The following is a 26,278-nucleotide window of genomic DNA, read 5'->3' on the forward strand; positions in this document are numbered from 1 at the left end:
CGCTGAACCGCTCTATTTCCGGAATTCCCCTTCCTGTCCCTCAAACCAGACCCTCTCGATGCCAGGCAAACCTCCGTTGAAGACACTTGCGCCGGACGAACTCGGGCCGACAGTCACCGTCGGCGAGATTTTGGTGGAGATCATGGCCAAAAGCCGTGGCGACGGCTTCCTCCAGCCCATCGCGCTGACCGGACCCTATCCGAGCGGGGCGCCGGCGATCTTCATCGACCAATGCGCCAGGCTCGGCGGGCGGGCCGGCATCATCGCCTGCGTCGGCGACGATGATTTCGGCAGGATCAATGTCGAGCGCCTGCGCCGGGACGGTGCGGATGTCTCGGCCATCGCCGTCAGCCCAGACTATCCGACGGGCAGCGCCTTCGTGCGCTACCGCGAGGACGGTTCGCGCGACTTCGTCTACAATATCGGCAAATCGGCCGCAGCGCTGGTCGGCTTGACCCCTGAGGCCAGGGCGCTGCTGGCGCGATCGGGCCATCTGCACGTCATGGGGACCGCGCTCAGCATTCCCGCCATTTGGGAGGTGCTCGACTATGCCATCGATGCCGTCAAGGGGCGTGGCGGAAGCATCTCGCTCGATCCCAACCTCCGCAAGGAACTGCTCGGCCATGGCCAGACGCGCGAGCGCTTCGCACGGCTTCTCGACATTGCCGATCTGATCCTGCCGTCGGGCGAGGAACTCCACACCGCCTCGGGCAACGACAATGAAGCCGACGCGCTCGTCTCGCTGTTTGCCGGCGGCGCCGGCGAGGTCGTCGTCAAGCGCGGCGCTCTGGGCGCGTCCCTGTTCGGCGCTGACGGCAGCCGCGTCGAGTCGCCCGGCTTCCTGGTCGAGGAGATCGATCCGACCGGCGCGGGCGACTGTTTTGGCGGCGCCTACATCGCCTGCCGCAGGCTCGGCATGCCTGCCGTGACAGCGCTCGATTACGCGAATGCGGCAGGGGCGCGCAACGTCACGCGGCAAGGCCCGATGGAGGGAGCCGGCACGCGCGCCGAACTCGATCTGTTCATTGCCAACACGCCGAGGCGACGCCCGTGACTGATCCATTGCTGAAACTTGCAAATTCCCGGCGTCAGGGGGCGGCGGAAGGCATCACCTCCGTCTGCTCGTCCCATCCAGTCGTGATACGGGCCGCAGTGCGCGACGCCGCGCTGTTCTCCCGGCCGCTGCTGATCGAGGCAACCTGCAACCAGGTCAACCAGTTCGGCGGCTATACCGGCATGCAGCCCGCCGACTTCGTCGCGGCGGTGACTGCTATTGCCGGCTCCGAAGGCCTTGCGCCCGAGCGGGTCATCTTCGGCGGGGATCATCTCGGTCCCAATCCATGGCGAAAGGAAGATGCCGGCGCGGCGATGGCGAAGGCCGAGGACATGGTGTCCGCCTATGTCCGGGCCGGTTTCCGCAAAATCCATCTCGATGCCTCCATGGGATGTGCGGGCGAGCCGGCGGCGCTGGATGATGCTACGATTGCCAGGCGCGCCGCGCGCCTGGCCCGCAAGGCCGAGGACGCCGCCAGCGGGACCGACCGGCCGCTCTACGTGATCGGCACCGAGGTTCCGCCGCCGGGCGGAGCGGATCATCTCATCGGCGAAATCAGCCCCACAAGCCTGTCCGCGGTCCGGCACACATTGGCGGTGCATCGGCAGGTCTTCCACGAGAACGGCCTCGCCGACGCCTTTTCGCGGGTCATCGCCGTGGTCGTGCAGCCGGGCGTGGAGTTCGGCAACGAGAACGTGGTCTTCTACGATCGCGCCAAGGCGCAGCATCTGCGCGACTTGCTCGAACAGGAAGCGGGCCTGGTCTACGAGGCCCATTCCACCGACTATCAGACGCAAGCGGCCCTGCGCGAACTGGTCGAGGACGGCTTTGCCATCCTCAAGGTGGGGCCGCAGCTGACCTTCGTCCTGCGCGAAGCGCTCTACGGGCTGGATCTGATGGCCTCCGACCTGTTGCCCGACCATGGCGCGCGCCCGCTTTATCAGACCATGGAGGCGCTGATGACCGCCGATGCCAAGGACTGGCACAGCCACTACCACGGCTCGGCAGCGCAACAGCGCGTGCAACGGCACTATTCACTGTCGGACCGCATACGTTACTACTGGAACCATCCGGACGCGATGGACGCTGTCCAGCAATTGATGACCGCTTTGTCGGGCAAGGCCGTGCCGGCGACGCTGTTCCATCAGCATCTGCCCGCACTCGACCGCTTTGCCGGAAAGCCGCTCGATCCGGAGGCGGTCCTGGTTGCAGCGGTTCAGAGCGCGCTCGAAGGCTACCGTTTCGCCTGCGGCGGTTGAGACGGCCGACATCCGGGAGCGGGCAACGGGCTTGGCAGTCCGATCCTTTCGACGACATGTCGACTTTGCTTGCTTGAGCCGTGCCCGCGCCGGGATAATAGTCGCGAGGCAGTGCCGAGGAGGAAGAGATGACGCTGAACTTCGACCCAAGGGCGAAGGCCAGGACGCTCTACAAGGGCGAATTCCGGCCGATGTTCATCGGCGGCAAGTGGGTCGCGGCGCAGTCCGGGCGGGAGATGCAGGCGCTCAACCCGGCGACGGGCGAAGTGCTGGCGACGGTGCCGCGCGGAGGCATCGCCGACATCGATGCGGCGGTGGCCGCCGCGCGCATCGCTTTCGAAGGCCCGTGGTCCAAATTCTCACCCTATGAGCGCCAATGCGTGCTGCTCAGGATCGCCGATCTGTTCGAGAAGAACTGGGAAGAGCTCTGTGTCTCCGACACGCTCGACATGGGGCTGCCGATCACGCGCACGCTCGCCAACCGGCGCCGCGTCATCGGCATGCTGCGCTTCTATGCCGGGATGGCGACCGCGCTGCATGGCGAATTAATCGACAATTCGATCCCGGGCGAGATCGTCACCTTCACCCGGCGCGAACCGGTGGGCGTGGTCGGCGCCATCATTCCCTGGAACGCGCCGACCGCCGCCTCGATCTGGAAGATCGCGCCGGCGCTCGCTGCGGGCTGCACCATCGTGCTGAAACCTTCCGAGGATGCATCGCTGACGCCGCTTTTGATCGCGCGGCTGATGCAGGAAGCGGGCGTTCCCGAGGGCGTCGTCAACGTCGTCACCGGAACCGGAGCCGAAGCCGGCGCGCGGCTTGCCGAACATCCCGACGTCAACAAGATCGTCTTCACCGGCTCGACGCTCACCGGCCAGGTCATCGCTCGGGCGGGTGTTGCCAATCTCAAGCGCGTTTCATTGGAACTCGGCGGCAAGTCGCCGCTCATCGTGTGCCGCGACGCCGATATCGATAAGGCCGTTCCGATCGCGGCGATGGCCGTCTTCGTGCATTCGGGCCAGGTCTGCATCGCCGGTTCGCGGCTGTTCGTGGCACGCGAAATCCATGACGAGTTCGTGCGCCGGCTCGCCGATTTCGCCGGCAGGTTGCGCATCGGCCACGGCATCGAAGCCGAAACCGAAATAGGGCCGCTCATCAATGCGAGGCAGGCCGGCAAGGTCGAGGGTTACATCAAGGCCGGCAGCGAGGAGGGCGCGGAACTGGTCGCCGGCGGATCGCGGCTGACCGGCGACCTCTATGACGGCGGCAATTTCATCGCTCCGACCGTCTTCGGCGCGGTGTCCGACACGATGACCATAGCGCGTGAGGAGATTTTTGGACCGGTCATTTCCGCGATGCCGTTCGACACGCTCGACGAAGCCGTCGTCCGCGCCAATGCGACGCCCTATGGGCTGGCCGCCGGCATTTTCACCACCCATCTCGGCACGGCGCACAAGCTCGCCCGCCGGGTCAAGGCGGGTTCCGTCTGGGTCAACATGTACCGCGCCATCGACCCCGCCGTGCCGTTCGGCGGCATGAAAATGTCGGGCTACGGTCGGGAGGGCGGCGTTGAGCATCTGCACGAATATCTGGAGACCAAGTCGGTGTGGATCCAAACCGACTAAGGCTTTTGGCGGTTTTCAGGCGAGCCGGCTTGCGCCGCCGGTTCTCAGGCTGCCGCTCATGCACGCCGGCTGCAAATCAACCGGCGCCCGTTCTCAGGAACTTTTCTTTATCCGGCGATTTTTGGATATAAGATGAAATCCGGTTGGCCAGGAAGGTGTTGTCGATGACGACGAAACGCTTTGCAATCTGCGCTCTTGCCCTTGTAATGGGCTGCGGCATCGTCTCTTCGGCGTCCGCCGGGGCCAGGCACCGCCACCACCAGGGCGAACCCGAACGCTATGTTCCCGCTGACGGCGATATTATCGACATACTGTTCGGCGGCCCACGCTACTATGACCGGCAGCTTGTCACGACAGCCGCCGGCGCCTGCTCCTACCACCGGGTGGGGCCGGATGCGAATGCGTTGAACAAGATCAACGACCACCATTGCGGAAAGTAGGCGGCGGACCTTGGCGATCGTCGCATCAGGTCTTCCAAACACGCGAGCCATGCGGGCGCAAACGAGCGCCGCCTATTCGCGGCAACCGGATCATGGCGAACTCAGCAGTGAAAACTGCTCGATTTCAACAGGTTGCGGCTGGATTCGCCAGTTCGGCGCGAATCTCCGCATCGTGTTCGCCGCGTGCAGGGCTTTTCGCCGGTGTCCGCTCCGTTCTTCCGGAGAAACGCGGGGCGGCGGCCGCCTGAAGGGCGCCGTCCACCGTCAACCAGGAGCCGCGTGCGGCCATGTGCGGATGCAGCGCCGCCTCCTGCGGGCTGAGCACAGGCCCGACGCAGGCATCCGTTCCTTCGAACAATTTCATCCACTCGTCTCGGGATTTTTCGGCAAAGATCGCTTCCAGCCGGCTGCCGAGCTCAGGCCAGAGGCCGCGGTCGAACTGAGCGGCGAACTGCGGATCGCCGCCCAGGCCAAGCCTGTCGAGGAACAGCGCATAGAATTTCGGCTCGACGCAATGGACGCTGATGAAGCCGCCATCTGACGTACGGTACACGCGGCACCAATGCGGTCCGTCCAGAAGGCTCCGGCCACGCTCGGCGGCAAGCGCGCCGGATGGTGCGAGCGACATCAACAGGTTCATCATATGGGCCGAACCGTCGACGATCGCCGCGTCGACGACCGTGCCTTCACCACCTGCGCGGGCGTTCATGATGGCGGCCAGCATGCCGACCACCAGATAGAGCGCGCCGCCGCCTATGTCGCCGACCAGCGTCGGCGGCGCCATTGGCGGCTCGCCCGGCAGGGAGGCATACCAGAGTGCGCCCGACACGCCGGTATAGTTCATGTCGTGGCCGGCGGTGCGGGCGAGCGGGCCTTCCTGCCCCCAGCCGGTCATGCGGCCATAGGCCAGGCGAGGGCAGGCGGCCAGACACACATCTGGACCAAGCCCGAGACGCTCCATCACGCCCGGCCGGAAGCCCTCGATCAGGCCGTCGGCGGAGGCGATCAGGCGCATCACCACGGCAACGTCCTCGGCATCCCTGAGGTCGAGCGCGATAGAGCGCTTGCCGCGATCGAGCAGCGAGCGCTCGGGAAGGCCCGGCACGCATGCATGCTTGCGGTGGACGACGATCACATCGGCGCCGAGATCGGCGAGCAGCATGCCGGCAAAGGGCGCCGGCCCCAGCGCCTCGATCTCGACGATGCGGATTCCCCTGAGCATCCCACCCTCCACGGCATTCAAACTTTCGGTAAGGCGCACTTTTGGTGTCACGCAGGGGCGACGGTGTGTAACCCTGCTCTTTTGGCATTGAAGCACGTGTCGCCGGTATATACGTCAGGGCCATGAAAAAAATCGGTTTCCTGTCATTCGGGCACTGGACGCCCTCGTCGCAATCACAGGTGCGCTCGGCGTCGGACGCGCTGTTGCAATCCATTGATCTCGCCGTCGCGGCCGAGCAACTCGGCGCTGACGGCGCGTATTTCCGCGTCCACCATTTTGCCCGACAGCTCGCCTCGCCATTTCCGCTTCTGGCGGCGGTCGGCGCCAAGACCAGCCGCATCGAGATCGGCACGGCGGTCATCGACATGCGCTACGAGAATCCGCTCTACATGGCCGAGGATGCGGGCGCGGCCGACATCATCGCCGGCGGACGCTTGCAGCTCGGCATCAGCCGGGGCTCGCCCGAACAGGTCATCGATGGCTGGCGCTATTTCGGCTACGCGCCGCAGGAAGGCAAAAGCGACGCCGACATGGCGCGGCATCACGCCGAGGTCTTCCTCGAGACGCTGCGCGGCGAGGGCTTCGCCCAGCCCAATCCGCGGCCGATGTTTCCCAACCCGCCCGGCTTGCTGCGCCTGGAGCCGCATTCTGAAGGCCTGCGCGAGCGCATCTGGTGGGGTGCCGCCACCAACGCCACTTCGGAGTGGGCGGCGAAGCTGGGCATGAATTTGCAGAGCTCGACCCTCAAATTCGATGAAAGCGGCAAGCCCTTCCACATCCAGCAGGCCGAGCAGATCCGGATCTATCGCGAGGCCTGGAAGGCGGCCGGCCATGAACGCGAACCGCGCGTCTCGGTCAGCCGCAGCATTTTCGCGCTGGTCGACGACCGCGACCGCGCCTATTTCGGCCGCGGCAATGAAAGCCGCGACCAGATCGGCTTCATCGAGGAGAACACGCGGGCGATCTTCGGGCGTAGCTATGCCGCCGAGCCTGACGTGCTGATCAAGGAGCTGGCGCAGGACGAGGCGATCGCCGAGGCCGACACGCTGCTGCTCACCGTGCCCAACCAACTCGGCGTCGACTACAACGCCCATGTCATCGAGGCGATCCTGACCCATGTCGCGCCGGCGCTGGGTTGGCGCTGACAGCCTAGCCGTGTAACCATCGCTGCTGCGGACAGTTCAGGAGGTTCACTGCATGGCGAAGAAGGCCTTGATTGCCTGGGGTGGGTGGGAAGGCCATACGCCCCAGCGCAGCGCCATTGTGGTGCGCGACATGCTGGAGCGCAATGGATACACGGTCACGCTCGGCGAGGGCACGGGGATGTTTGCCGATCCGGAGCTGAACTCATTCGACCTCATCGTGCCCGTCATCACCATGTCGAAGATCGAAAAGTCCGAGCTGCAGAATCTGACGCGCGCGGTTCGACAGGGAACGGGACTCGGCGGTTTCCACGGCACGATGGGCGACAGTTTCCGCAACGAGCCCGACTATCAGTTCATGACCGGCGGCCAATGGGTCGCGCATCCCGGCGATATCATCGACTATCGCGTGGTCATCACCAAACCGGACGATCCGATCACGAGAGGCATCAGCGACTTCGCCTATCGGTCGGAGCAGTATTACATGCATGTCGACCCGAGCAACGAGGTGCTGGCGACGACCACCTTCACCGACGAGCATTTCCCGGGCATTGGCGGCGTCGACATGCCGGTTGTCTGGAAGCGAAGATATGGCGCCGGCAAGGTCTTCTACAGCTCGCTCGGACACACGGCGGATGAGTTCGCGGTGCCGGAAATGGCTGTCATCGTCGAGCGTGGTTTGCTGTGGGCCGCGCGTGGCTAATGCCCACTGAAACCGCGACAGCCTACCAATCGGCGACGCGGTCGCCGCCGGTGAATTGCGCGCTCTTGCCGGTGTATTCGAACAGTTCGATCTTCACACCGTTGGGATCGCGCAGCCAGGCCTGATATGTGTCGTCGCAGGCGAGTTTTTTCGCGGTGACCTCCACACCCCTGGACGCAATATGCGCGGTCGCGGCGTCGATATCCTTCACCTCCAGGCAGAAATGGTTGATCTGGTTCGTCTCACCGAACCGCGCGCCCTCTTTGTGAAAAACCTCGATATGGCTGCGGCCGCCGCAATTAAGGTAGAAACCGAAAATCTTTCCGTCGCGCAGGAAGTTGAACTGGATGTCCATGCCGAGGACCTCCTCATAGAAGCGCCGTGTCTCGTCCAGATCGTTGGCGAAGATGCAGACATGGGCGAGTTGTTTGACTTTGATCATGGCTGGCTCCCCATAATTCGCCGGTTCACATAGCGAGCCCGGCGCGAAATTGGCCCGCGCGGGCTCATCGTCATCCAATCCCGCCGGTGACCACATAGGCGCCGGCGCTGCGTCCATCCCGCAGCCGCATCACCGCCGTGACGATCGAGCCGTAAGGGCCGCGCCAAACGCTGTGGATCCGTTGACGCTCTGCGGTCGGGACAAACGCCCGGCCGGTCAGACGCGCGCCGGCTCGCCGCATCCCGACCGCCTCGCCGTTGACGTGCACCTTGATGCTGGCGCGCTCCGTCTCGGTTGCGTCGACGGGGAGGTCGAGCGTGATGACGATCTCGTCCTGATCGCCGGTGCCGCGCGCCTCGGCCGCTAGCTTGATTGCGAGCGCAGGCGCATTGCCATTGCCGGCTTGGGCGGACCGGCTAGAAAACACATCATCGGCGAGTTCCGGCGTGCGTGGCGGGCGCGTGCGGCGCTGCGTGGAGCGTTCGAAGTCGCCGGCCATGCGCAGCAGCCTCACATCGTCATAGGCCTTGCCGGCGAAGGTCAGGCCGACCGGCATGCCGATATCGGCCATGGTGCCCATCGGCACGGTGACGGTCGGGATGCCGAAATGCCGCCACACCAGGTTGCCGTTGGCGACCCAGGTGCCGTTGCGCCAGGCGAGCGCGGCGGAGGCCTCGTTGATGTCGGCATCGGCCGGCCCGACATCGGCGACTGCGGGCAGCACGACGGCATCAAGCCTGTTGGCGTCCAGCCAGTCTTCGAAATCGAGCCGCCGCGTCGTTTCCAGCCCTTTCAGCCCGTCCTCCATCGTCGGAATGTCCCGGAACGGCGTGACGCCGGATTTCGCGCGCTCGACATACTCCGCCAGGTCGAAACCGCCTTCATAACGGTCGGGCAGCGTGCCCGGTGGCTGCGGAAAAATCTTCGGACCGTCGACCGAAGCGAGATCGGGGATGTTCGGGTCGGCGTTCGCGCGTAAGAAGTCATCCCAGCCCCAGATGCAGAGATCCCAGATTTCGCGGTCGGCGAAGTCCCGCGGCACCAGAGCCCGCTCGACCATGGTGTGCGCGCCGGGGCGATCGCGCTCATAGTTGGAGACGAGGGGAAAATCGACCTCGACCACTTCTGCTCCAAGCCGTCTGAGGTCCGCCGCCGCCTGCTCCCAGAGATCAAGCACCGAGGCGCGGGTTTCGATCGGCCGGTCGGCGCCGCTGTCGCGGCCGATATACATTCTGGGCACGCCAAGCCGCATGCCTTGCAGTGACCCCGCAAGTGTCAGATCGGTGTAGCGCGGCGGCCGGATTTCGGAACTCTTCGGCAGGGCGACCCAAGGCTGGGCGCGCCAGAAATCGCCTCGCGTCTCGGGATCGTCGGCGACGATGACGTCCAGCAGTTCGAGCATGTCGGGCACGCTGCGCGTGTGCGGCACGACCACATCCATGGTCGGCACCAGCGGCCAGTTGCCGCGCACCGAAATGACGCCGCGCGACGGTGTGTAGGCGACCAGCGCATTGTTGGTGGCGGGCGCACGGCCGGACGACCAGGTCTCCTCGCCAAGCCCGAAGGCGCAGAAGCTCGCCGCCGTCGCGGTGCCCGAGCCGTTCGAGGAGCCGGACGCGAAGGCGGCAGTCAGGTAATCGGCATTGTAAGGGCTTTCGGCGCGGCCATAGACGCCGCGCTGCATGCCGCCATTGGCCATGGGCGGCATGTTGGTGAGGCCGATCAGCACCGCCCCGCCGGCGCGCAGCCGGGCGACGGTGAAGGCGTCTTCGTTGGCGATGAGATGCTCGAAGGCCGGCGAGCCGGCGGCGACAGTCAAGCCAGATACCTTGTAGCTGTCCTTGGCGGTGTAGGGGATGCCATCGAGCGGGCCGAGCGTCTTGCCCTGGCTGCGGCGCCGGTCCGAAGCCGCGGCCTCCTCGAACATGGCTGGGTTGAGGATGGGGACGGCGTTGAGGCTGATGCCGTGCCGGTCGAAATGCGCGATGCGCCTGAGATAGGCCGCGACCAGTTCGACGCTGGTGACGAGGCCCTCCTCAAGCGCGCTCCGCAACTGTTCGATTGTCGCTTCGACGATGTGAAGCCTGGCATCGGTCATCTTCTGGCCCCTGGCGGTCGCTTTCAGGCATGGATGAGCTAGGCCGCCCGCTTCGGCAAGGGCCAATCGCGATTGACGGTGGTCCTGGCGCGGTCAGGCGTGGTGCATATCCTGACCGGCAAAAAGCGGCTGCCCGATGCAACCTAATCGAGAAGACGCGTCAGGTGCCTTCTGGAATGGTGAAGTCCGGATCCGGCAACGAGGAGTTGCGTCTCTGGTGTCGTGGCTCCACACTCAGATGCTTTTTTAAGGTGGCCCGGCAAAGCTCGAACTTGCGTCTCGGCCCGAACTGATCGTCAGGGCCGGCCTTGTCACCAACCTGACCGCGATGCGTTAGCGCGGGACTGAAGGACCCCCATCACGCATCGCGGCGCGGGACAAGCCTGATCGCGGCCTATCTCAGCCCAGCAAATTGCGCGCCGTGCGCATGAAGATCTTCGACCCGATCGGGATCAGATCGTCGGGGAAATCATAGTCGGGATTGTGCAGGGCAGGGTGGCGCTCGCCGGCGCCCAGGAAGAACATCGCCGACGTCGCACTGTGGCCGAACAGGCCGAAATCCTCCGAGGCGCGCATCGGCAGGGCTTCTTGCGTGTGCGCGACGCCCTCTTCGTCGAGGGCGCGTTGCAGATGCTCCACCGCGTCGGGCGCGTTGATGCTGGCGACGAAGATCTCGTGATAGTCCCAGCTTGCGGACAGGCGATGCTGGCCCGCGATCTTCGTGACCAGCGCTTCCGCGGCGGCGCACAAATCCGCCATGCGCTCGTCGCGCCGGGTGCGCAGCGTCGCCCAGACCTCGGCATGGGCCGGCGCGATGCCGAACACGGCCTCGCCCATCTCGGCATGGGTGACTGTGACCATGCCGAAATCGTCGTCGGCGAAAGTTCCGTGCCCGAGCGCGGGCAGGGCAGGCATCAATTGGCTGATCGCCGGCATCGGCGAAATTCCGGTCTCGGGCATGGAGGAATGTGCGGTCTTGCCCTCCAGCACGATGCGCATGCCGCGCGAGGCACAGTTGACCACGCCGGGCTTGAGCCGCACCTCGCCGAACGGCACGCCGGGCAGATTGTGCAGCGAAAAGGCGAAATCGGGCGCGATCTCACCGAAGCGGGGATCGGCGACGACACCGGCGGCGCCATTGCCGGTTTCTTCCGCCGGCTGGAACATCAGCACGACGCGACCGCTTGCAGGCCGCTCGCGCCCCAACTGGCGGCCGAGCGCCGCCAGGATCGCGGTGTGTCCGTCATGGCCGCACATATGGGACTTGCCCGGCACGCGCGAGGCATGCGGCACGCCGGACAGTTCTTCGATGGGCAAGGCGTCGAGTTCCGAACGAAACAGGACGGTTGGTCCGTTTTTGCCGCTGTCGTAGACAGCTGCGACACCATGTCCGCCCAATCCGGTCAGCACCTTGTCGGGACCCGTATCGGCGAGGAAGTCGACGACGGCTTTCGCTGTCTTTTCCTCCTCGTTCGATATTTCCGGCTGCTGGTGCAGCTTGCGCCGCCACTCGGTCAGCTCAACGATGTCCCGGTTGGTGAGAGTCATGCTTTTGGCCTCCGCTGTATCGCTCACGACGCGCCCGGTCGCCTGGGCGCGTCGGAACGATAGCTAGCGGCAAATGGCTGAAACCGCCACCGTCTTGATCTATTGATTGATCTCGGGCTCGACGAGCTTTGCCAGGTTGCGGAGCGATTCCTGCCAGCCGAGATAGCAGGCCTCGACCGGGATGACGTCGGGAATGCCGGCCTGGGTGATGTCGATCTCGGTGCCGACAGACACTTTTTTCAGGGTGACGGTCACCTGGATCTCGCCCGGCAGATTGGGATCGTCGAACCTGTCGGTGTAGCGCAGGCGCTCACCGGGAACGAGTTCGAGATACTCGCCGCCGAAGGCATGGCTGTCGCCGGTGGTGAAGTTGCGGAACGACATCTTGAACGTGCCGCCCACCTTGCCCTCGAAGTGATGAACCGTGCAGGTGAAGCCGTTCGGCGGCAGCCACTTCGCCAGCGCGTCGGCCTCGACGAAGGCGCGATAGATTTTTTCCGGGCTGGTCGTGAGAACACGGTGCAAACGTACGGTGCCGGGCATATCATATCCTTTCATAATGCCTGTTCGATGCCCCAAGGACGAGCGGGGCCCGGCCAGTCCGACACCGGCTCCTGGAATTTTTTCAGAGCCTCGGCCGCGGCCTGCGCGACTGGCTTACGCCAGTTCAGCCCGGGTTGGGACTCGATTTTGCGGCGGCTGGCCCAATCGTCGAAAATGACGAACCGGATAGCCATTATGAAGAGACTGTTTATAACGGTCGCTGAGATCGCTGTGACCAAGGGGAGACGATGCGCTACATACGTCCACTTTCAATCGAAGATGCCGTTGGCCAGTTGGCCGGATCGGCCGGAACGGCGGCCATTCTCGCCGGAGGCAGCGACCTGCTGGTGAGAATGAAGGGCGGCTTCATCGAACCCGAACTGATCGTCGACATCAAGGCGATCGCTGCCTTGAGCGAAATCAGGGAGACGGCCGACGGCTTCAGCATCGGTGCGGCGGTTCCCTGCGCGGTGCTGGGAGAGAACGCAGCCCTGAAGAAGGCCTGGCCCGGCGTGGTCGAGGCGGCCAAGCTGATCGGCTCGAAACAGGTGCAGGGGCGTTGCACCATCGTTGGCAATCTGTGCAACGCCTCGCCGGCGGCCGACAGCGTGCCGGCGCTGGTGGCGGCCGGCGCCAAAGCGGTGATCGTCGGGCCCGCGGGCCGGCGCACCATCGCCGTGGAGGCGGTGCCGACCGGACCGGGCAAGACGTCGCTCGCCAAGGGCGAGATCATCGAGGCGATCCTTCTCGACGGCCAAGCGCCGCGCTCGGGCGACGCGTATCTCAGGTTCATTCCCCGCACCGAGATGGATATCGCGGTGGTCAGCGCCGGCGTGAACCTGACGCTCGACGAGCAGGGTGTCGTCAAGGCTGCGCGCGTGGCGCTGGGCGCCGCCGCGCCCACGGTGCTTCTGGTGCAGGAGGCCGCCGAGGCCCTCATCGGCAGGAAACTGGACGAAGCAGCCCTCGAGCGGCTCGCCAAGGTCTGCTCCGGGGCCTGCCGGCCTATAGACGACAAGCGGGGCACGATCGAATTCAGACGGAAAGTCGCAGGCGTGCTGGCCAGGCGGGCCGCCACGTCAGCCTACAAGCGTGCAGGAGGCAAGTGATGGCCGGTGTAGCAGTTTCAACCACGATCAACGGCGACAGCGTCGAGTATCTCTGCCAGCCCGACGAGACGCTGCTCGACGTGCTGCGCGACCGGCTAGGGCTGACCGGAGCCAAGGAAGGCTGCGGCACGGGCGACTGCGGCGCCTGCAGCATCATCCTCGACGACCGGCTGGTGTGCTCGTGCCTGGTGCTGGGCGCGGAGGCGCAAGGGCGCCGCGTGGAGACCGTCGAGGGCATGGCGCATGGCGAACGATTGCATCCGCTCCAGCAGAAATTCCTTGAGCACGCCGCGCTGCAATGCGGCGTCTGCACGCCGGGTTTCCTGATCGCGGCGAAGGATCTTTTGGCCAAGAACCCCGACCCGACCGAGGAGGAGATCCGCTTCGGCCTGGCCGGGAATCTCTGCCGCTGCACCGGCTATGACAAGATCGTGCGCGCCGTCCAGGACGCGGCAAGCGTGATGAAGGGAGCCTGACGATGAATTTCGATCCGCGTTTTTCCAATCGCAATTTCGCTTCGGTCGGCACGCGTCCCATCCGTCCCGACGGCGTCGACAAGGTGACCGGCCGCGCCCGCTACGGCGCCGACTTCAACATGGCCGGCCAGCTGGTCGGGCGTGTGCTGCGCAGCCCGCACGCGCACGCCAAAATCAGGAAGATCGACACTTCGAAGGCGGAAAAGCTCGCCGGCGTGAAGGCGGTGATCACCGCGGCCGACCTGCCCGACCTTACCGATGGCGATGCCGCCATGTACGACATCCTCGACAATTGCATGGCGCGCACCAAGGCGCTCTATGACGGCCATGCAGTGGCCGCGGTCGCCGCGATCGACGCCCGCACCGCCAGGCAGGCGCTGAAGCTGATCGAGGTCGACTACGAGGTGCTGCCGCATGTCACAGATGTCGACGAGGCGATGCAGCACCACGCCCCGCTGATCAACGAGACCGTCTTCACCGAGGGTCTGGAGGAAAAGCCGGTCAAGCCCTCCAACGTCACCAAGCGCAGCCAGTTCGGCCATGGCGACGTCCATCAGGGCTTTGGGCAGGCCGACTTCATCGTCGAGCGCTCCTTCAAGACCGAGCAGACGCACCAGGGCTATATCGAGCCGCATGCCTGCGTGGCCAATGTCAGCTCCGACGGCACGGCGGACCTGTGGGTCTGCACGCAAGGCCATTTCGTCTACCGCCAGCATTGCGCCCAGCTGCTCGGCATGGAAGCCTCGAAGCTGCGCGTCACCTCCTCCGAGATCGGCGGCGGCTTCGGCGGCAAGACCCATGTCTGGGCCGAGCCGGTGGCGCTCGCTCTGTCGCGCAAGGCCGGCCGCCCGGTGAAGCTGGTGATGACCCGCGACGAGGTGTTCCGCGCCTCGGGCCCGACCAGCGCCACCTCGATCGACGTCAAGATCGGCGCCCGCAAGGACGGCACGATCACCGCCGCGGAAGCGACGCTGCGCTACACCAGCGGTCCCTATGCCGGCACCTGGGCCGAGATCGGCGCCATGACGGCCTTCGCCTGCTACAGGCTGGAGAACGTCAAGACCGTCGGCTACGAAGTGCTGGTCAACCGGCCGAAGACCGCCGCTTACCGCGCGCCGTCGGCGCCAATGGCGGCCTTCGCGGTGGAAAGCGCGGTCGACGAACTCGCCAAGGAGATCGGCATGGATCCGGTCGAGTTCCGCATCAGGAACGCCGCCCAGGAGGGCACGCGCTCCTCCTACGGCCCGGTCTACGGCCCGATCGGCATCGGCCCGACGCTGGAAGCGGTGAAGAACCACGCGCATATGAAGGCGCCGCTCAAGGCAAACCAGGGGCGCGGCATGGCCTGCGGCTTCTGGTTCAATTTCGGCGGCCAGACCTGCGTCGACTTGAACATCGGCATGGACGGCTCGGTGTCGCTCGCCGTCGGAACAGTCGACGTTGGTGGTTCCCGCGCCTCGCTGTCGCTGGTGGCGGCGGAGGAGCTGGGCATCGACTATGCCCAGCTCAAGGCGGTGGTCGCCGACACGTCGAGCCTCGGCTATAACGATATGACCGACGGCAGCCGCGGCACCTTCTCTTCGTCCATGGCGACCATCTCGGCCGCCCGCAACGCCATCAAGGTGCTGCGCGAGCGCGCCGCGCAGATGTGGGACATCTCGGTCGACGACGTCGTCTGGGAGCAGGGCCATGCGGTGGCCAAGGGCGAGAAGCACGGCAATCTCGGCAAGCTGTCGCTGAAGGAGATCGCGGCGCAATCCGGCAAGACCGGCGGGCCGATCGCCGGCCATAGCGAGCTCGTCGCCGACGGCGCCGGCGTCTCTTTCGCCACCCATATCTGCGACGTCGAGGTCGACCCCGACACCGGCTCGACCAGGGTGATCCGCTACACCGTGGTGCAGGATGCCGGCAAGGCGGTGCACCCGACCTATGTCGAGGGCCAGTACCAGGGGGGTGCCGCGCAAGGCATCGGCTGGGCGCTCAACGAGGAGTATATTTACGGCAAGGACGGGCGGCTGCAGAACGCCGGCTTCCTCGACTACCGCATCCCGGTCTGCTCCGACCTGCCGATGATCAACACGCAGATCCTGGAAATCCCCAACCCCAACCACCCCTATGGCGTGCGCGGCGTCGGCGAAACCTCGATCGTGCCGCCGCTGGCGGCGATCGCCAACGCGGTGTCCAACGCCGCCGGCGTGCGCATGACCCACATCCCGATGTCGCCGCCGCGCATCCTGGCGGCAATCGAGGCGGAACGGGAAGGCTGATGGTGCAAGTGACGCTCTGGGGGGCGCTTGCTGCGACCGCCGGAGGCCAGAGCAAGGTCGAGGTCGAGGCCAAGGACATAAGGGAGCTGTTCAGGAAACTGGCTGAACAGTATCCCGGGCTTGAACCACTGATGGACCGGGGGATTGCGGTGGCGATCGACGGGGTGATTTATCGGGATACGTGGGGGAAGAAACTGCCGCCGGGGGCGGAGATTTTCCTGTTGCCGCGGTTGGCTGGGGGGTGAGGGGGATTGGTATCGCTTGGCCGAAGGTGCGAACGTCTTGTTAAGGGCCGATTGCGGATTGGCAGTTTCGGGTCTCGGATCTTCAATTGCGGACCTTAAGATCGGTGCGAGTATGGTCGTGCCGTGACCCAAGGCGACTTTGTAGGCGGAGGTCTGAATGGCAGCTCGCGGGCCGTTAGAGGACATGGGAAGCTCCGGCCTCTTCACCCCCGACGCGGAGCAACCCACTTTGCAACCGGTGCGCTTCCGACCGGGGAAAGCCGGATCGGAAGGTTCTGGGGCGATATCACATTCGGCTCAAAAAAATACATTCGCCGATCGGATCAAGGGTGGCGATCAACACCAAGTTCGAGCTTCCGGGACAGATTGGCGAGCTCGACTCGTGTCGCTATGTCGAGCTTGTTGTAGATGCTGTGCAGATGAAGCTTGACGGTGCCAGGCGATATGCCAAGCGTCTGGCCGATTTCCCTGGAACGCAAACCGAGAGCCGCAAGGCGTGAAACTTCCGCCTCGCGCGGCGTCAACAAGCGCAGAACCCTATCGCGCTCGTTCTCGCGCTCACGGATCCGAAAGAAAGCGGCATTTAAGCTGCTGTCCATGAAATAGCTGTTGCCGGCAACGACCGCCCGAATACAGTCGAACAGGACGACCGGCGCCTGCTCCTTCATCACGATGCCTTTGATGCCGTGGCGCGATGCTTCCGCGAAGTCCTCGTCGCTAAGATCGGCCGTCAAAACGACGACAGTTAGCTCCGGGTGATTAGTGCGGACATGACGAACGAATTCGAGCCCGCTCATTTCGGGCATCTTGAGATCGAGAAGCACGATGTCGACCGGCTCGGCCGCTATAACCTCAAGCGCACCTCGCGCACTGGTGCAGGTGGCAACGACATGCAAATCGGGCTGCGTTTCGATCAACCGACGCAGCCCGTCCAAGACAATCAAGTGGTCGTCGACCATGACAATACGGGTGATCATGAAATGGCTCCTGCTACTGGCAAGCTGATGACGACCCGCGTCCATTCGGCGAATTTGTCGATGGACAAGTATCCACCGCAGGCCCCGGCCCGTTGGCGCAGACTGCGCGGTCCCAGCTGGTCCGTCTCCAGATCGGCATGCTCGAGCCGGCGGTCAAAACCAAACCCGGCTCCGTCGTCATCGATCATTAGTGTGATCGTCGATTCATCCAGCCGCAGGCTTGCCTTAATTGTGCGCGCTGCACCGTGTCGCACGGCATTGGCAGTTGCCTCCGAAGCCATTCGTGTGAGCTCGTAGATCATCGTCGCGGGAAGCTGCAGATCGCCAGGGGTCAGCGTGAAACGAAAATCGATCGACCATTGTTTTTGAAGTCGTTCTGCGAGGGCCGCAAACTGGACCGCGAGTTGGGAATTGCCCGACATATTGTGCTCGTGCCCCGGCTCGAGCGCACGGATGAAGGCGCGTAGCTCGCGTTGCTCCTCCATCAGCATCGATTGAATCGCAGCCAGGCGCTGGTCCATTTTTGCAGTATCTTGAAACCGCAGGGCCTGTAGCTGCAGAACTGTGCCTGCGAGTGACTGCAAGACACCGTCGTGAAGATCGCGCCCGATCTTTATCCGTTCCTCAACGGCGGCCGCGTCGCTCAACTGGCGGACCAGCATCGCCTGCACGAAGAGCGCCCTTATGCGATCGGCGACGATTTCCGCAACGGCCACATCATCGAGCGTCAGGGCTGGAGGGTCCAGCACGAAGAGGCGTGCCTCGAGATCGTCCACCTGGAATGGCACCGAAATCGCACTGGTAATGGCGTGGTCGAGGACAAGGGCGGCGCAAAGAGGCGCGCCTTCCTCCTGCCAACGCTCGAAGCGACCCTCCCCTTGATGAACCAGCACCCCACGGCCGCGCCCGGCATCGCTGATCAAAAAGCTTGCGCGGACGAGGCGCTCCGCAGTCCATGGGAAATATGCGCTCGGCGGCAATCGTTTCACGGATGACTCGCCGTTTATCCAAAACGCGGCATAGGTCCACGGCTCTTCGGCATCACTCCACAACAGCAACGCGCGCGGCACCCTCATCACATGAGCGACGTAATCCAGCGCTGCGCTTGCTGGCCAGTCGCCGCCAGCTGGTATGACGGGCGCCTTCTCGACCAGCCGCAGCAATTCGGTACGGACTGCCTCTTGGTGGGCGCCCAACCAGATCAACAGGATGGCCGTGACCAGCATGAATAAGAGTCGAGACACATCCGTAGTGCTGTCGTGGTCGAGATCAATGATTATGGTGGTGTCGGTCGCAACCAGAGCGAGCAAAACTCCAACCAAGATCAGAGAAGTCCACAGCGCACCTTGCCACCGCCAATGCAATGTGGCCGCCAGAAGCGTGAAAGGCATGAACATGAAGAATGGGCTCGAGGCACCGTCTGTCAGGGACATGAAAACGATGATCGCGACGACGTCGATTGCGTGCCGTATCATCGTCCCACTTACGCGCGCGATCTCGCTTCTCCAGATAACAATAGCAGCGAGGACGGCGTAGCAGAGATAGGCAAGGAGAAGCGCGAATATGAGCTCCGTCGAACGTGGTGGGTGGGTCGCGTCCAGCCATGCGATATAAAGACTGCCGATTGCCAGCATGACGCGGCCGGCTGCGATAACCCTATCGGAGCGAGCGCGAAAGGTGTTGATCCACGTCCTTTGGCCGACAACAACATTCTCTCTGCTTGAGAAGTTTTGCGGGAGCAACTTGCCAACATATGCCAAGGCGCTCTGAACGGTGTGTCCTACAGAATAACTCGGCCGTTCGCGCCACAACATGTCCGATGTCCCCACAGAGCTGTTCGGCCGCTTCCCTTCGATAGTTGGCTGGTAACGCCGCTGCCTCTCATCGCCAGGCGCTCGGCCGAACGGCTTTACGCCGTCACATCGCGGAATGATGCCAAGCGATGATACACTCCTTAGGCCGTGTTTGTTCTTGCCATCCGGGTTTGTACGACAGCGTACCCATAGAGAATATACACGGCAACATTGAGAACCTCCTATACATCGTTGGATATATGTACGGCGGGATTTCCAGAATGTAACCTGACCACTTGGCAATTCTCAGGTGCATTTGGGGGATCATTGTCAATCCGAAGAACATATCAGCCCTATCTATCGGCTGCCTGGTCTTCTCCGCTTTTTGCCGAAGAGAAGCGGCCGTGGGCGGCAGTAGAGATCGCGCCAACTCCAAACGGCAACCCGCCTGCCACGTTAATCTGCTCTGCCTACAGAGCCAGCCAAGCAGGCATCGTAGCACTCATTCTGAATCAGGTCGATCCGCGTGTCGTTAACAAAATACTGGATCCTGTCGTCCCTTTTTTGCCGCTAACGATACCCGGCGTGATCTATCTTCGCATGGACAACGGAGCTCGGATGCAAGAGGCCTTATTCGCGGCGGAGGTCGTTTTCGCCGCAACGAAGCCGTTCCGAGCTTCCTTGCTGTCGCTTGGCATAGATCGTCGCCGTATCTGGCCCGCGAGTTCAGCTCCGGCACTGCTCGACGACGATGTTGCGAAGTTCGGCAAGATGGTTTCAACTCGACGCTTCCATGCTGACAACGATCAACTCCGTGGGAAAGTTGTTCAGCCGTTGTTGCCGATTTAAGACACGACAAGGCTATCAGCCGCTTCATCCGCGAATACAATGCCGAGAGCCCGCAACCATTCATCTGGAAAATCAAGCCTGACGACATCATGCCGCCCGAAACCGCGGTTTCCAAACGTTGAAATTGATACAATGGGTCGACGGCTCCATCTTGTTTCAGGTCGAGACGCCGCCTCTTTTCCGACCCGACGCAGCACGAATCCGGCTGTGGTCGATGGCTTCCCCGAAAATCATGAGCTTGATCGTTCCCAGCAGAATGGTGAAGTCCAGCCTCAGCGAACGATGCTCAATGTACCAAAGGTCCAGCGCCAGCTTGTCCGTATTGCTGAGTGACGAATTTCCGCAGATCTGGGCCCACCCTGTAAGCCCCGGACGAACCGATCCACGATGCGCGCCGTCTGCGCCAAAGGCCGCGATCGTGTCTGGCAAGATTGGCCGCGGCCCGATCAGGCTCATTCGGCCGGTCAGCACATTCCACAACTCGGGCAGTTCATCGAGCCGGCTTCGGCGCAGGAAGCCACCGAATGGCGTCATGCGATCGGCGTCCGGGAGCAGAGCCCCCTCGAAATCACGGGCGTTCGTCATTGAGCGGAACTTCACTAATGTGAAGAGACTGCCGTTCCTGCCGCTGCGCAACTGCGTAAATAATATCGGTCGTCCCATGCTTGCCCAGATGGCGGCGGCTAACAGCACAAGCATCGGCGCGCAAGCGACGAGCGCAAGTAGAGAGATGACAACGTCCGCTGTCCGATACAGATGGCCCTTCATCGCGCGCATCAAATTGGCAGGGGCTGTGCGGGTTTCCGGATGATGAAGTTGCCGATGGCGAGAGCGTCCATCCCGGTCCCGTGGAATGTACGCACGGCATCAACTGCGGTGCAGACAATGGGCTCGCCCTTCACGTTAAACGATGTGTTTAGAAGGATAGGCACGCCGGTGAGTTCCTCGAAAGCATCGAGAAGCCGGTGATAGAGCGGATTCGAATCTCGATGGACAAGTTGGACCCGCGCCGTGCCGTCGACATGCACAATAGCTGGCGCCGCTTCCTTGAGCTCGGGCTTCGCGCGGAATGCGATCACCATAAATGGCGCATCGTCCCATGCCTCCAGATAACGGTCGGCGGCCTCCGCCTTCATCGAAGGGCAGAACGGACGCCAAGGCTCGCGATACTTGATCACGGCGTTCACCTTGTCACGCATCTCTACCCTTCTCGGATCGGCCAATATGCTGCGTTGTCCGAGCGCCCTCGGACCGGCCTCCATGCGACCCTGGAACCAACCGACGATCTGGCCCTGACTCAATTCGGACGCAACTGTCTTAGCAATGTCATTGGACGGGAAATAAGGGATGCCGCAGCGTTTGAGCATATCTTCAATCTGCTCGTCGCTTTCCTCATTGCCAAGTGCCAGTGTCCGGAGCTTTTCAGGTCGGCTGCCGGTCCGCTGCCAGCAAGCCACCAGGGCAGAGCCTGCCGCCGCCCCGCTGTCGCTGCACAGGGGATGTGGAAATATACGCCCGATGGTGTCGAGCTCGAATAGCTTCGTGTTCATCTTGACGTTGTGGCCGACGCCTCCGCTGATGCACAAATTTGTCGCGCCCGTCTGCCGACACCCCCAACGGACGAGCCGCTGCGTCGCTTCCTCCAGCGCTTCCTGAACGGCAAAGGCAAAATTGAAATGCCATTCCGTCAGCGGTTCGCTTTCTCCTCTAGGTCGGTGGTTCATCAGAGTAGCAAAATTGTCGGTGAAGCGGTTTGACCAACCGTGCGGACCATAGTGAATCATCGCCGGGTCGATGCAATAGCCGATACCGTCCTTGGCCTCGAAGATCATGCGCCGGACGGCAGCTTGGATTTCTGCGTCGGGACGACCATAGGCGGCTAGGCCCATGACCTTGTATTCACCATCGTAGGCTTCAAAACCGAGATATTCGGTGGCGGCGGCATAAAACCAGCCGAGCGAATGCGGCATCGCAATTTCATATATCGGAACAATTCGGTCGCCTTCGCAATGCCAGAGGACGGTGCAATGCCGATCACCCGATCCATCAACCGTTAGGCACAACCCATGATCAAATGGCGATTGCATATAAGCCTGCATCGCGTGGACATAGTGGTGCGGCAGTGGGGAGATCGATGGTAGCCTGTCGGTGCCGAAGGCGCGCCGCCATTCCATCATGTGACGATCGATTACGTTCTGCTCGGAGAAATGGCTCAGCAATCGATTTTGCCAACCGATCGTGTTCCGGTCGAGCGGCCATTCACGTCCCATCGCTTCGAAGAATTCTCGCATCGCGCCATTGGTGTAGGAGGGAATATCCCAGTTTATGGCCAAACTCCCTAAGTCGTCCGCTCCAATGCCGGCATGTTCGAGGCAGAATTTGATTGCCTGTGTCGGATAGCAGCCCTTTGCATGCTTGTTCCGCAGAAACCGCTCCTCCTCCGCGAACGCCAGCAGTTTTCCTGAACGAACAAGACCTGCGGAAGGATCGTATCCGCCCTCAAAAACACCAAGAAAATAATCAGCCATGTTGATCGCCTCCCACTGCATCGGGAACGATAGGTGAAGGCGTCTCCATTGGCCATCTATCTAACGATATATGGGACTTGCTGTCTGCTCTTCCGCTCGGCTGCGGCCGATGCGCACCCTACTTGCGCGAAACTTTAGTACTTCCGCCTGCCCAGCGTTGTCGCACCAGTCGTGCCTTGTCGCCCGAATTCGTCGAACGTCGCGGTACTGATCCGATCGCGACGTTCGATCTTTCCAAAGCAAGTGGCAGCTCATGGCGCAACCACGACCTCCCGCACAGTCGCCTGTTATGTCCGCTTTAAGGCAGTGGCAGCGCTGACTTCAATGTCCGACGTGAGGGCGCATTCCGGCCATCCAACCTTCAACTGACGAGGGCAATCACCGGCGCTAGTTCACTTAGCTTCGCAGGGCATTGCGCGATGCCGTCGGGTGCGCTTCTATCCCTGCCGCGCCATGGGGGGTCGTCCTTTGTCTGCCAGGAACCAAACGTCCACCGGTCACGAAGCGAGCGAGGCCGGTTGGCTCGACCTTCATTTCGAATCGTCGCGGCCCGAATACGAGGCGGCCTTGCTCGACGTCGGCATCCGCGCGGGCTGGCGCGTGCTCGACGCCGGATGCGGCAGCGGCGGCTTCCTGCCGCTCATCGCGAGCGCCGTCGGCCCATCCGGCTTCATCGCCGCGCTCGACCTCGCGCCCGAAAACATCGCCCGGGTCGAGGCGCTCGCGGGCACGCTGCCCGAGCCGCCGGAAATCGCCACGCATGTCGGCAGCATCCTGTCGCTGCCCTTCGCCGACGCATCGTTCGATTGCGTCTGGTCCGGCAATGTCATGCAGTATCTGACGCCGGCCGAGTTCGAGCTTGCCGTCGGCGAGGCCAGGCGCGTGCTGAAGCCGGGCGGCATCTTCGCGGTCAAGGATTTCGATTCGACCATCCTGCAGATCCTGCCCATCGACCGGGCCCTGCTGGCGCGGTTCATGGCCGCCAGGCTGCAGGGGTTTCGCGACCGGGGCGTGCTCGGCACCGATTGCGGTTCGACGCTTCCGGCGCGCCTGCGGCAGGCGGGCCTGGAGGTCGTCAGCCGCAAGGGCTGGCTGGTCGAGCGCTGGGCGCCCGCGCCTCGCTTCACGCGCGACTATGTTCGCGACCTGCTGGCCTATTTTTCCAGCGTCGCGCCGGGCTATGCCCTGCCTGACGCGGACCAGGCCTATTGGCGGGAGCTGAAGCAGCGGCCGGATCGCCTGCTCGACGATCCCGATTTCTGCTACCGCGAGTTCTTCGTCATGACGGTCTGCCGGATTTAGCGGCCGGCTGCCACGGCCGATGCCGCGGCACTGCGAGGCCCGGGCAACCCGATTCCGAGATCGAGGCCAAGCCAAACCGCATTCGCCAGCCCTCCGCTCAAATGGCCGGCTTTCGAGCGAATTTCTTCGCGAACCATTAATTCGGCCGTGCTGTTAATAAGCATCTGCTAATAAATTGGTTCGCGCGGGGGTACGCAATGACCAAGAATCTCGGCAATGCACGCTATGTGCCACCAAAAGAACAGCAAGGCTCGGTCCTCGGCAAGGTCGCGCCGGCGCTGTTCCCGCTGGCCGTGGTGGCGCTGGGCTATGTGATCGGCAGGCAGTTCTTCGGCCTTTAGACACAGCCATTAAGCGCCGGTTTCGGCCGCCGCCTCGGGCCTTGCTTCGGCGCGGATGCGGTCGCTTGCCACGAGCACGACCGGGCAGGCGACGGCGGCCAGCACCGCCATGGCGGTGTCGCCGAAGAACAGTTCCTCGCCCGGCCGCTGCGTGACGCCCATCACCACCATCGCCGCCCCCTTGGCCACTTCCCTGGCGATCGCCTTGTCGGGCGTGGCGCGGGCGCGGATCGCGGTATCGACGGCGACGCCGTAGCGGTCGGCGAGATCGACCACGTCCTTGAGCACCGCCTCCTCGCGGCGGTGCGAAACGGTGCCTTGCCGGGCGCCTTTGCGCGCCTGCGAGACATAGAGCACCTTGACCCGCGCCCGGTGCGGCCTTGCCAGCGCCAGGGCGAAATCGGCGGCGCGTCGCGACACTTCCGTGCCGTTGACCGGAACGAGGATGGTGGTGCCCGCGCGCAGCACCGGCATCTTGCCCCCGGCGCCGGCACCGTTCAGCACAAGGCAGAGCGGACCGTCGAAGCCGCTGGTCATGTCGTTGAGCGCCTCGGTGAACGATCCCTTCTCGGTCAGCATGGCCTCGAGCCCGACCAGCAGCAGGCCGTAGCCCTTGCGCGCCTCCTCGGCGATTGTCTGCGCGGTCGCCTCGCGTTCGCTGCGGGCGGTGAGATGCACCTTCTCGACCGGCGTGTCCTCGGCCTTGCTCACCGCTTTGGCGCTTCTGGCGGCGCCCTTCTTGACCTCCTTCAAGGCGCGCTCCGGGCCCTTGTCGCGGGCCGGGCCGGCAAGCCTGCCGTCCTTGAGGTGGAGAAGCGTGGTCGGCATGCCGCTGCCGCCGCCGACCAGGCCGGCGAGATAGGCGGTGAACTTGCCGACCGGGCTGTCGTCGACCAGCAGCAGCAGCCGCTCCAGCTTGGAGACGAAGCCGCGCTCGTCGAGCAGCTCGCGGTCGACGCGCTGCTTCTCGGCGTCTTCGACGGGCAGCCGGCCGAGCGCCCAGCGCAGCATGGGCGGCATGGCGAGCGTGGTGATGACTGCCATCGTGACGATCATGGTGAACAGATTGTGGGACAGGATGTTCATCGACAAGCCGATCGAGGCGACGATCACCTCGGTCGAGCCGCGCGCGTTCATGGCGCTGCCGACGGCGGTCGCCTCCTTCAGCGTCATGCCGGCGAAGCGGCCGCCGATGAAGGCGCCGCCGAACTTGCCGATGCTGGCGATGAGCACCAGCGCCAGCGTCAGCAGCGCCAGCGTCGGGTCGGCCAGCACGGTGAGGTCGGCCGAAAGCCCGGCCATGCCGAAGAAGATCGGCATGAAGAGCGCCGTGATGACGCCGCGCAACTGGCTCTCGATGTGGCTGGACAGGATCGGGGATTCGCCGACCAGTATGCCGGCGACGAAGGCGCCGAGCACGGTGTGGACGCCGATCAGGTTGGTGATCAGGGCCATAACGCCCATGATGATCAGGATGACCGATATGACGGCGTATTCGCTGCGGAAACTGTCGTTGCTCCAGCGGATCAGCGTGAACACCAGCCGGCGGCCGATGGTGAAGGAGAACACCATGAACAGCGCCACTTCGGCCACCGTTATCACCAGCGGCACGATTTGGAGGCTGCCATTGGTGGCGATGCCGAAGGTGACGGCGATGATCAGCCAGCCGATCGTGTCCTCGATGATGGCCGAGGAGATGATGACCTGGCCGAGATTGCGGCGCATGAAGTTCATCTCGCGCACCACCATGGCGACGATCTTGACCGAGGAGATGGACAGGGCCGTGCCAAGGAAAAGCCCGGCGACGACGCGCTCGCCGGGGTCGGGCAGCAGCGTGTCGGGCAGGAACTGCGCCAGCGCGAAACCGCAGGCAAAGGGCACGAGTACGCCGGTGACCGAGATCGAAAAACACGCCGCGCCCACCCTGCGCACCAGGCGCAGGTCCGTCTCCATGCCGGTGAGCAGCAGAAGCAGCAGGACGCCGAGCTGGGAGACCGCCTCGATCATGCTCTTCTGCGCGGGGTCGGTCGAGAAGATCAGCTGCTGCGCGCCCGGCCAGAGCCAGCCGAACAGCGAAGGCCCGAGCAGGATGCCGCCGATCAGCTGGCCCATGATCGCCGGCTGGCCGTAGCGCTGGAAGATTTCGCCCAGGCCACGCCCGACCAGAAGCAGAAGCACGATTTCGGCGACGAAAACGCCCTCCGCCGAGCCGCCCATGCCCGCGGCGTGGCTGGCCGGCTGCGCGGCCCAGGCCGGGCCCGGCGAGGCAAAGGCGGCGATGGTCAAGACGGCCAGGAGAAATGTCGTTTGCAGGC

24 protein-coding genes and 1 pseudogene are annotated in these 26,278 nt (G+C 63.7%); 14 read left to right on the forward strand and 11 right to left on the reverse strand.

The annotated features are described in order from the left end of the window. Nucleotides 1–58 precede the first annotated feature (58 nt). The 4 genes from LB533_RS19390 (at nt 59) to LB533_RS19405 (ending at nt 4,378) form a co-directional block, all read left to right on the forward strand. A complete protein-coding gene (locus tag LB533_RS19390; RefSeq protein ID WP_140641952.1) occupies nt 59–1,054 on the forward strand; it encodes a sugar kinase in 996 nt (331 codons plus the stop codon). Beyond that, nucleotides 1,051–2,313, forward strand: coding sequence for a D-tagatose-bisphosphate aldolase, class II, non-catalytic subunit (locus tag LB533_RS19395; RefSeq protein WP_140641954.1), 1,263 nt, complete (start codon nt 1,051–1,053; stop codon nt 2,311–2,313). The genes LB533_RS19390 and LB533_RS19395 overlap by 4 nt, the downstream gene beginning before the upstream one ends. Before the next feature lie 128 nt (nt 2,314–2,441). Further along, nucleotides 2,442–3,938, forward strand: a complete 1,497-nt coding sequence (locus LB533_RS19400) for an aldehyde dehydrogenase family protein (protein ID WP_224677938.1) — start codon at nt 2,442–2,444, stop codon at nt 3,936–3,938. A 164-nt stretch (nt 3,939–4,102) separates the two neighbouring features. Further along, complete coding sequence (locus tag LB533_RS19405; RefSeq protein WP_140517323.1) at nt 4,103–4,378, forward strand: hypothetical protein; 276 nt, start codon at nt 4,103–4,105, stop codon at nt 4,376–4,378. Between the two features lie 124 nt (nt 4,379–4,502). Here the strand turns inward: LB533_RS19405 and LB533_RS19410 are convergent, their stop codons facing one another. Further along, the gene (locus LB533_RS19410) at nt 4,503–5,600 is read right to left on the reverse strand and encodes a CaiB/BaiF CoA transferase family protein (RefSeq protein ID WP_224677939.1); all 1,098 of its coding nucleotides are present in this window, start codon (nt 5,598–5,600) and stop codon (nt 4,503–4,505) included. Nucleotides 5,601–5,722: 122 nt separating this feature from the next. On the opposite strand from LB533_RS19410, the gene LB533_RS19415 reads away from it, so the two are divergent. Further along, on the forward strand, nt 5,723–6,745 hold the full coding sequence (locus tag LB533_RS19415; RefSeq protein WP_224677940.1) for an LLM class flavin-dependent oxidoreductase: 1,023 nt from the start codon (nt 5,723–5,725) through the stop codon (nt 6,743–6,745). A 52-nt stretch (nt 6,746–6,797) separates the two neighbouring features. Further along, a complete protein-coding gene (locus tag LB533_RS19420; protein WP_224677941.1) occupies nt 6,798–7,445 on the forward strand; it encodes a ThuA domain-containing protein in 648 nt (215 codons plus the stop codon). A gap of 22 nt (nt 7,446–7,467) precedes the next feature. Here the strand turns inward: LB533_RS19420 and LB533_RS19425 are convergent, their stop codons facing one another. The 5 genes from LB533_RS19425 to LB533_RS19445 form a co-directional block, all read right to left on the reverse strand. Continuing rightward, the gene (locus tag LB533_RS19425) at nt 7,468–7,887 is read right to left on the reverse strand and encodes a VOC family protein (protein WP_224677942.1); all 420 of its coding nucleotides are present in this window, start codon (nt 7,885–7,887) and stop codon (nt 7,468–7,470) included. Between the two features lie 70 nt (nt 7,888–7,957). Next, on the reverse strand, nt 7,958–9,985 hold the full coding sequence (locus LB533_RS19430) for an amidase (RefSeq protein ID WP_224677943.1): 2,028 nt from the start codon (nt 9,983–9,985) through the stop codon (nt 7,958–7,960). A 399-nt stretch (nt 9,986–10,384) separates the two neighbouring features. After that, a complete protein-coding gene (locus LB533_RS19435) occupies nt 10,385–11,533 on the reverse strand; it encodes an amidohydrolase (RefSeq protein WP_224677944.1) in 1,149 nt (382 codons plus the stop codon). A 99-nt stretch (nt 11,534–11,632) separates the two neighbouring features. After that, the gene (locus LB533_RS19440) at nt 11,633–12,076 is read right to left on the reverse strand and encodes an SRPBCC family protein (RefSeq protein ID WP_140641970.1); all 444 of its coding nucleotides are present in this window, start codon (nt 12,074–12,076) and stop codon (nt 11,633–11,635) included. A gap of 11 nt (nt 12,077–12,087) precedes the next feature. Next, nucleotides 12,088–12,270 carry a hypothetical protein gene (locus LB533_RS19445; RefSeq protein WP_224677945.1) on the reverse strand — a complete coding sequence of 61 codons (183 nt, stop codon included), beginning with the start codon at nt 12,268–12,270 and terminating at the stop codon, nt 12,088–12,090. A gap of 54 nt (nt 12,271–12,324) precedes the next feature. On the opposite strand from LB533_RS19445, the gene LB533_RS19450 reads away from it, so the two are divergent. From LB533_RS19450 to LB533_RS19465, 4 genes are read left to right on the forward strand one after another with little or no spacing between them, the layout of a single operon-like run. Continuing rightward, on the forward strand, nt 12,325–13,185 hold the full coding sequence (locus tag LB533_RS19450; protein WP_224677946.1) for an FAD binding domain-containing protein: 861 nt from the start codon (nt 12,325–12,327) through the stop codon (nt 13,183–13,185). Further along, nucleotides 13,185–13,661 carry a (2Fe-2S)-binding protein gene (locus LB533_RS19455; protein WP_140521372.1) on the forward strand — a complete coding sequence of 159 codons (477 nt, stop codon included), beginning with the start codon at nt 13,185–13,187 and terminating at the stop codon, nt 13,659–13,661. The genes LB533_RS19450 and LB533_RS19455 overlap by 1 nt, the downstream gene beginning before the upstream one ends. Nucleotides 13,662–13,663: 2 nt before the next feature. Continuing rightward, the gene (locus LB533_RS19460) at nt 13,664–15,928 is read left to right on the forward strand and encodes a xanthine dehydrogenase family protein molybdopterin-binding subunit (RefSeq protein WP_224677947.1); all 2,265 of its coding nucleotides are present in this window, start codon (nt 13,664–13,666) and stop codon (nt 15,926–15,928) included. Further along, a complete protein-coding gene (locus LB533_RS19465) occupies nt 15,928–16,173 on the forward strand; it encodes a MoaD/ThiS family protein (protein WP_224677948.1) in 246 nt (81 codons plus the stop codon). The genes LB533_RS19460 and LB533_RS19465 overlap by 1 nt, the downstream gene beginning before the upstream one ends. Before the next feature lie 323 nt (nt 16,174–16,496). Here the strand turns inward: LB533_RS19465 and LB533_RS19470 are convergent, their stop codons facing one another. Next, on the reverse strand, nt 16,497–17,132 hold the full coding sequence (locus LB533_RS19470; RefSeq protein ID WP_263487612.1) for a response regulator: 636 nt from the start codon (nt 17,130–17,132) through the stop codon (nt 16,497–16,499). Between the two features lie 14 nt (nt 17,133–17,146). Next, nucleotides 17,147–18,784, reverse strand: a complete 1,638-nt coding sequence (locus LB533_RS19475; protein ID WP_224677949.1) for a sensor histidine kinase — start codon at nt 18,782–18,784, stop codon at nt 17,147–17,149. A gap of 486 nt (nt 18,785–19,270) precedes the next feature. On the opposite strand from LB533_RS19475, the gene LB533_RS19480 reads away from it, so the two are divergent. Beyond that, nucleotides 19,271–19,792, forward strand: a complete 522-nt coding sequence (locus tag LB533_RS19480) for a hypothetical protein (protein ID WP_140641976.1) — start codon at nt 19,271–19,273, stop codon at nt 19,790–19,792. After that, nucleotides 19,780–19,916, forward strand: a pseudogene (locus LB533_RS30180) (IS630 family transposase); the annotation flags it as partial. The gene LB533_RS19480 and the pseudogene LB533_RS30180, both read left to right, overlap by 13 nt. 32 nt (nt 19,917–19,948) lie before the next feature. On the opposite strand, the gene LB533_RS19485 reads toward LB533_RS30180, so the two are convergent. Further along, the gene (locus LB533_RS19485) at nt 19,949–20,560 is read right to left on the reverse strand and encodes a sugar transferase (protein ID WP_140641978.1); all 612 of its coding nucleotides are present in this window, start codon (nt 20,558–20,560) and stop codon (nt 19,949–19,951) included. Between the two features lie 8 nt (nt 20,561–20,568). Continuing rightward, on the reverse strand, nt 20,569–22,320 hold the full coding sequence (locus tag LB533_RS19490) for a carbamoyltransferase (protein ID WP_224677950.1): 1,752 nt from the start codon (nt 22,318–22,320) through the stop codon (nt 20,569–20,571). A gap of 468 nt (nt 22,321–22,788) precedes the next feature. Between LB533_RS19490 and LB533_RS19495 the strand changes: the two genes are divergently transcribed. Together LB533_RS19495 and LB533_RS19500 are read left to right on the forward strand one after the other, a co-directional pair. Next, nucleotides 22,789–23,622 (forward strand): methyltransferase domain-containing protein, encoded by an 834-nt coding sequence (locus tag LB533_RS19495; RefSeq protein ID WP_224677951.1) that lies wholly within the window; start codon nt 22,789–22,791, stop codon nt 23,620–23,622. 197 nt (nt 23,623–23,819) lie between these two features. Beyond that, the gene (locus LB533_RS19500; RefSeq protein WP_181167671.1) at nt 23,820–23,963 is read left to right on the forward strand and encodes a hypothetical protein; all 144 of its coding nucleotides are present in this window, start codon (nt 23,820–23,822) and stop codon (nt 23,961–23,963) included. A 9-nt stretch (nt 23,964–23,972) separates the two neighbouring features. Here the strand turns inward: LB533_RS19500 and LB533_RS19505 are convergent, their stop codons facing one another. Beyond that, the gene (locus LB533_RS19505) at nt 23,973–26,180 is read right to left on the reverse strand and encodes a cation:proton antiporter (RefSeq protein WP_411970900.1); all 2,208 of its coding nucleotides are present in this window, start codon (nt 26,178–26,180) and stop codon (nt 23,973–23,975) included. Between the last annotated feature and the right edge of the window lie 98 nt (nt 26,181–26,278).

Source organism: Mesorhizobium sp. BR1-1-13 (genome assembly GCF_020165515.1).
Classification (GTDB): Bacteria; Pseudomonadota; Alphaproteobacteria; order Rhizobiales; family Rhizobiaceae; genus Mesorhizobium.

Excerpts from the sequence above, each read along its gene's own strand:
- LB533_RS19390 (WP_140641952.1), top strand. The coding sequence starts at position 59 with ATGCCAGGCAAACCTCCGTTGAAGACACTTGCGCCGGACGAACTCGGG.
- LB533_RS19400 (WP_224677938.1), top strand. The coding sequence starts at position 2,442 with ATGACGCTGAACTTCGACCCAAGGGCGAAGGCCAGGACGCTCTACAAG.
- LB533_RS19405 (WP_140517323.1), top strand. The coding sequence starts at position 4,103 with ATGACGACGAAACGCTTTGCAATCTGCGCTCTTGCCCTTGTAATGGGC.
- LB533_RS19410 (WP_224677939.1), bottom strand. The coding sequence starts at position 5,600 with ATGCTCAGGGGAATCCGCATCGTCGAGATCGAGGCGCTGGGGCCGGCG.
- LB533_RS19415 (WP_224677940.1), top strand. The coding sequence starts at position 5,723 with ATGAAAAAAATCGGTTTCCTGTCATTCGGGCACTGGACGCCCTCGTCG.
- LB533_RS19420 (WP_224677941.1), top strand. The coding sequence starts at position 6,798 with ATGGCGAAGAAGGCCTTGATTGCCTGGGGTGGGTGGGAAGGCCATACG.
- LB533_RS19425 (WP_224677942.1), bottom strand. The coding sequence starts at position 7,887 with ATGATCAAAGTCAAACAACTCGCCCATGTCTGCATCTTCGCCAACGAT.
- LB533_RS19430 (WP_224677943.1), bottom strand. The coding sequence starts at position 9,985 with ATGACCGATGCCAGGCTTCACATCGTCGAAGCGACAATCGAACAGTTG.
- LB533_RS19435 (WP_224677944.1), bottom strand. The coding sequence starts at position 11,533 with ATGACTCTCACCAACCGGGACATCGTTGAGCTGACCGAGTGGCGGCGC.
- LB533_RS19440 (WP_140641970.1), bottom strand. The coding sequence starts at position 12,076 with ATGCCCGGCACCGTACGTTTGCACCGTGTTCTCACGACCAGCCCGGAA.
- LB533_RS19445 (WP_224677945.1), bottom strand. The coding sequence starts at position 12,270 with ATGGCTATCCGGTTCGTCATTTTCGACGATTGGGCCAGCCGCCGCAAA.
- LB533_RS19450 (WP_224677946.1), top strand. The coding sequence starts at position 12,325 with ATGCGCTACATACGTCCACTTTCAATCGAAGATGCCGTTGGCCAGTTG.
- LB533_RS19455 (WP_140521372.1), top strand. The coding sequence starts at position 13,185 with ATGGCCGGTGTAGCAGTTTCAACCACGATCAACGGCGACAGCGTCGAG.
- LB533_RS19460 (WP_224677947.1), top strand. The coding sequence starts at position 13,664 with ATGAATTTCGATCCGCGTTTTTCCAATCGCAATTTCGCTTCGGTCGGC.
- LB533_RS19465 (WP_224677948.1), top strand. The coding sequence starts at position 15,928 with ATGGTGCAAGTGACGCTCTGGGGGGCGCTTGCTGCGACCGCCGGAGGC.
- LB533_RS19470 (WP_263487612.1), bottom strand. The coding sequence starts at position 17,132 with ATGGTCGACGACCACTTGATTGTCTTGGACGGGCTGCGTCGGTTGATC.
- LB533_RS19475 (WP_224677949.1), bottom strand. The coding sequence starts at position 18,784 with ATGCTGGCAATCGGCAGTCTTTATATCGCATGGCTGGACGCGACCCAC.
- LB533_RS19485 (WP_140641978.1), bottom strand. The coding sequence starts at position 20,560 with ATGAAGGGCCATCTGTATCGGACAGCGGACGTTGTCATCTCTCTACTT.
- LB533_RS19490 (WP_224677950.1), bottom strand. The coding sequence starts at position 22,320 with ATGGCTGATTATTTTCTTGGTGTTTTTGAGGGCGGATACGATCCTTCC.
- LB533_RS19500 (WP_181167671.1), top strand. The coding sequence starts at position 23,820 with ATGACCAAGAATCTCGGCAATGCACGCTATGTGCCACCAAAAGAACAG.
- LB533_RS19505 (WP_411970900.1), bottom strand. The coding sequence starts at position 26,180 with ATGGGCGGCTCGGCGGAGGGCGTTTTCGTCGCCGAAATCGTGCTTCTG.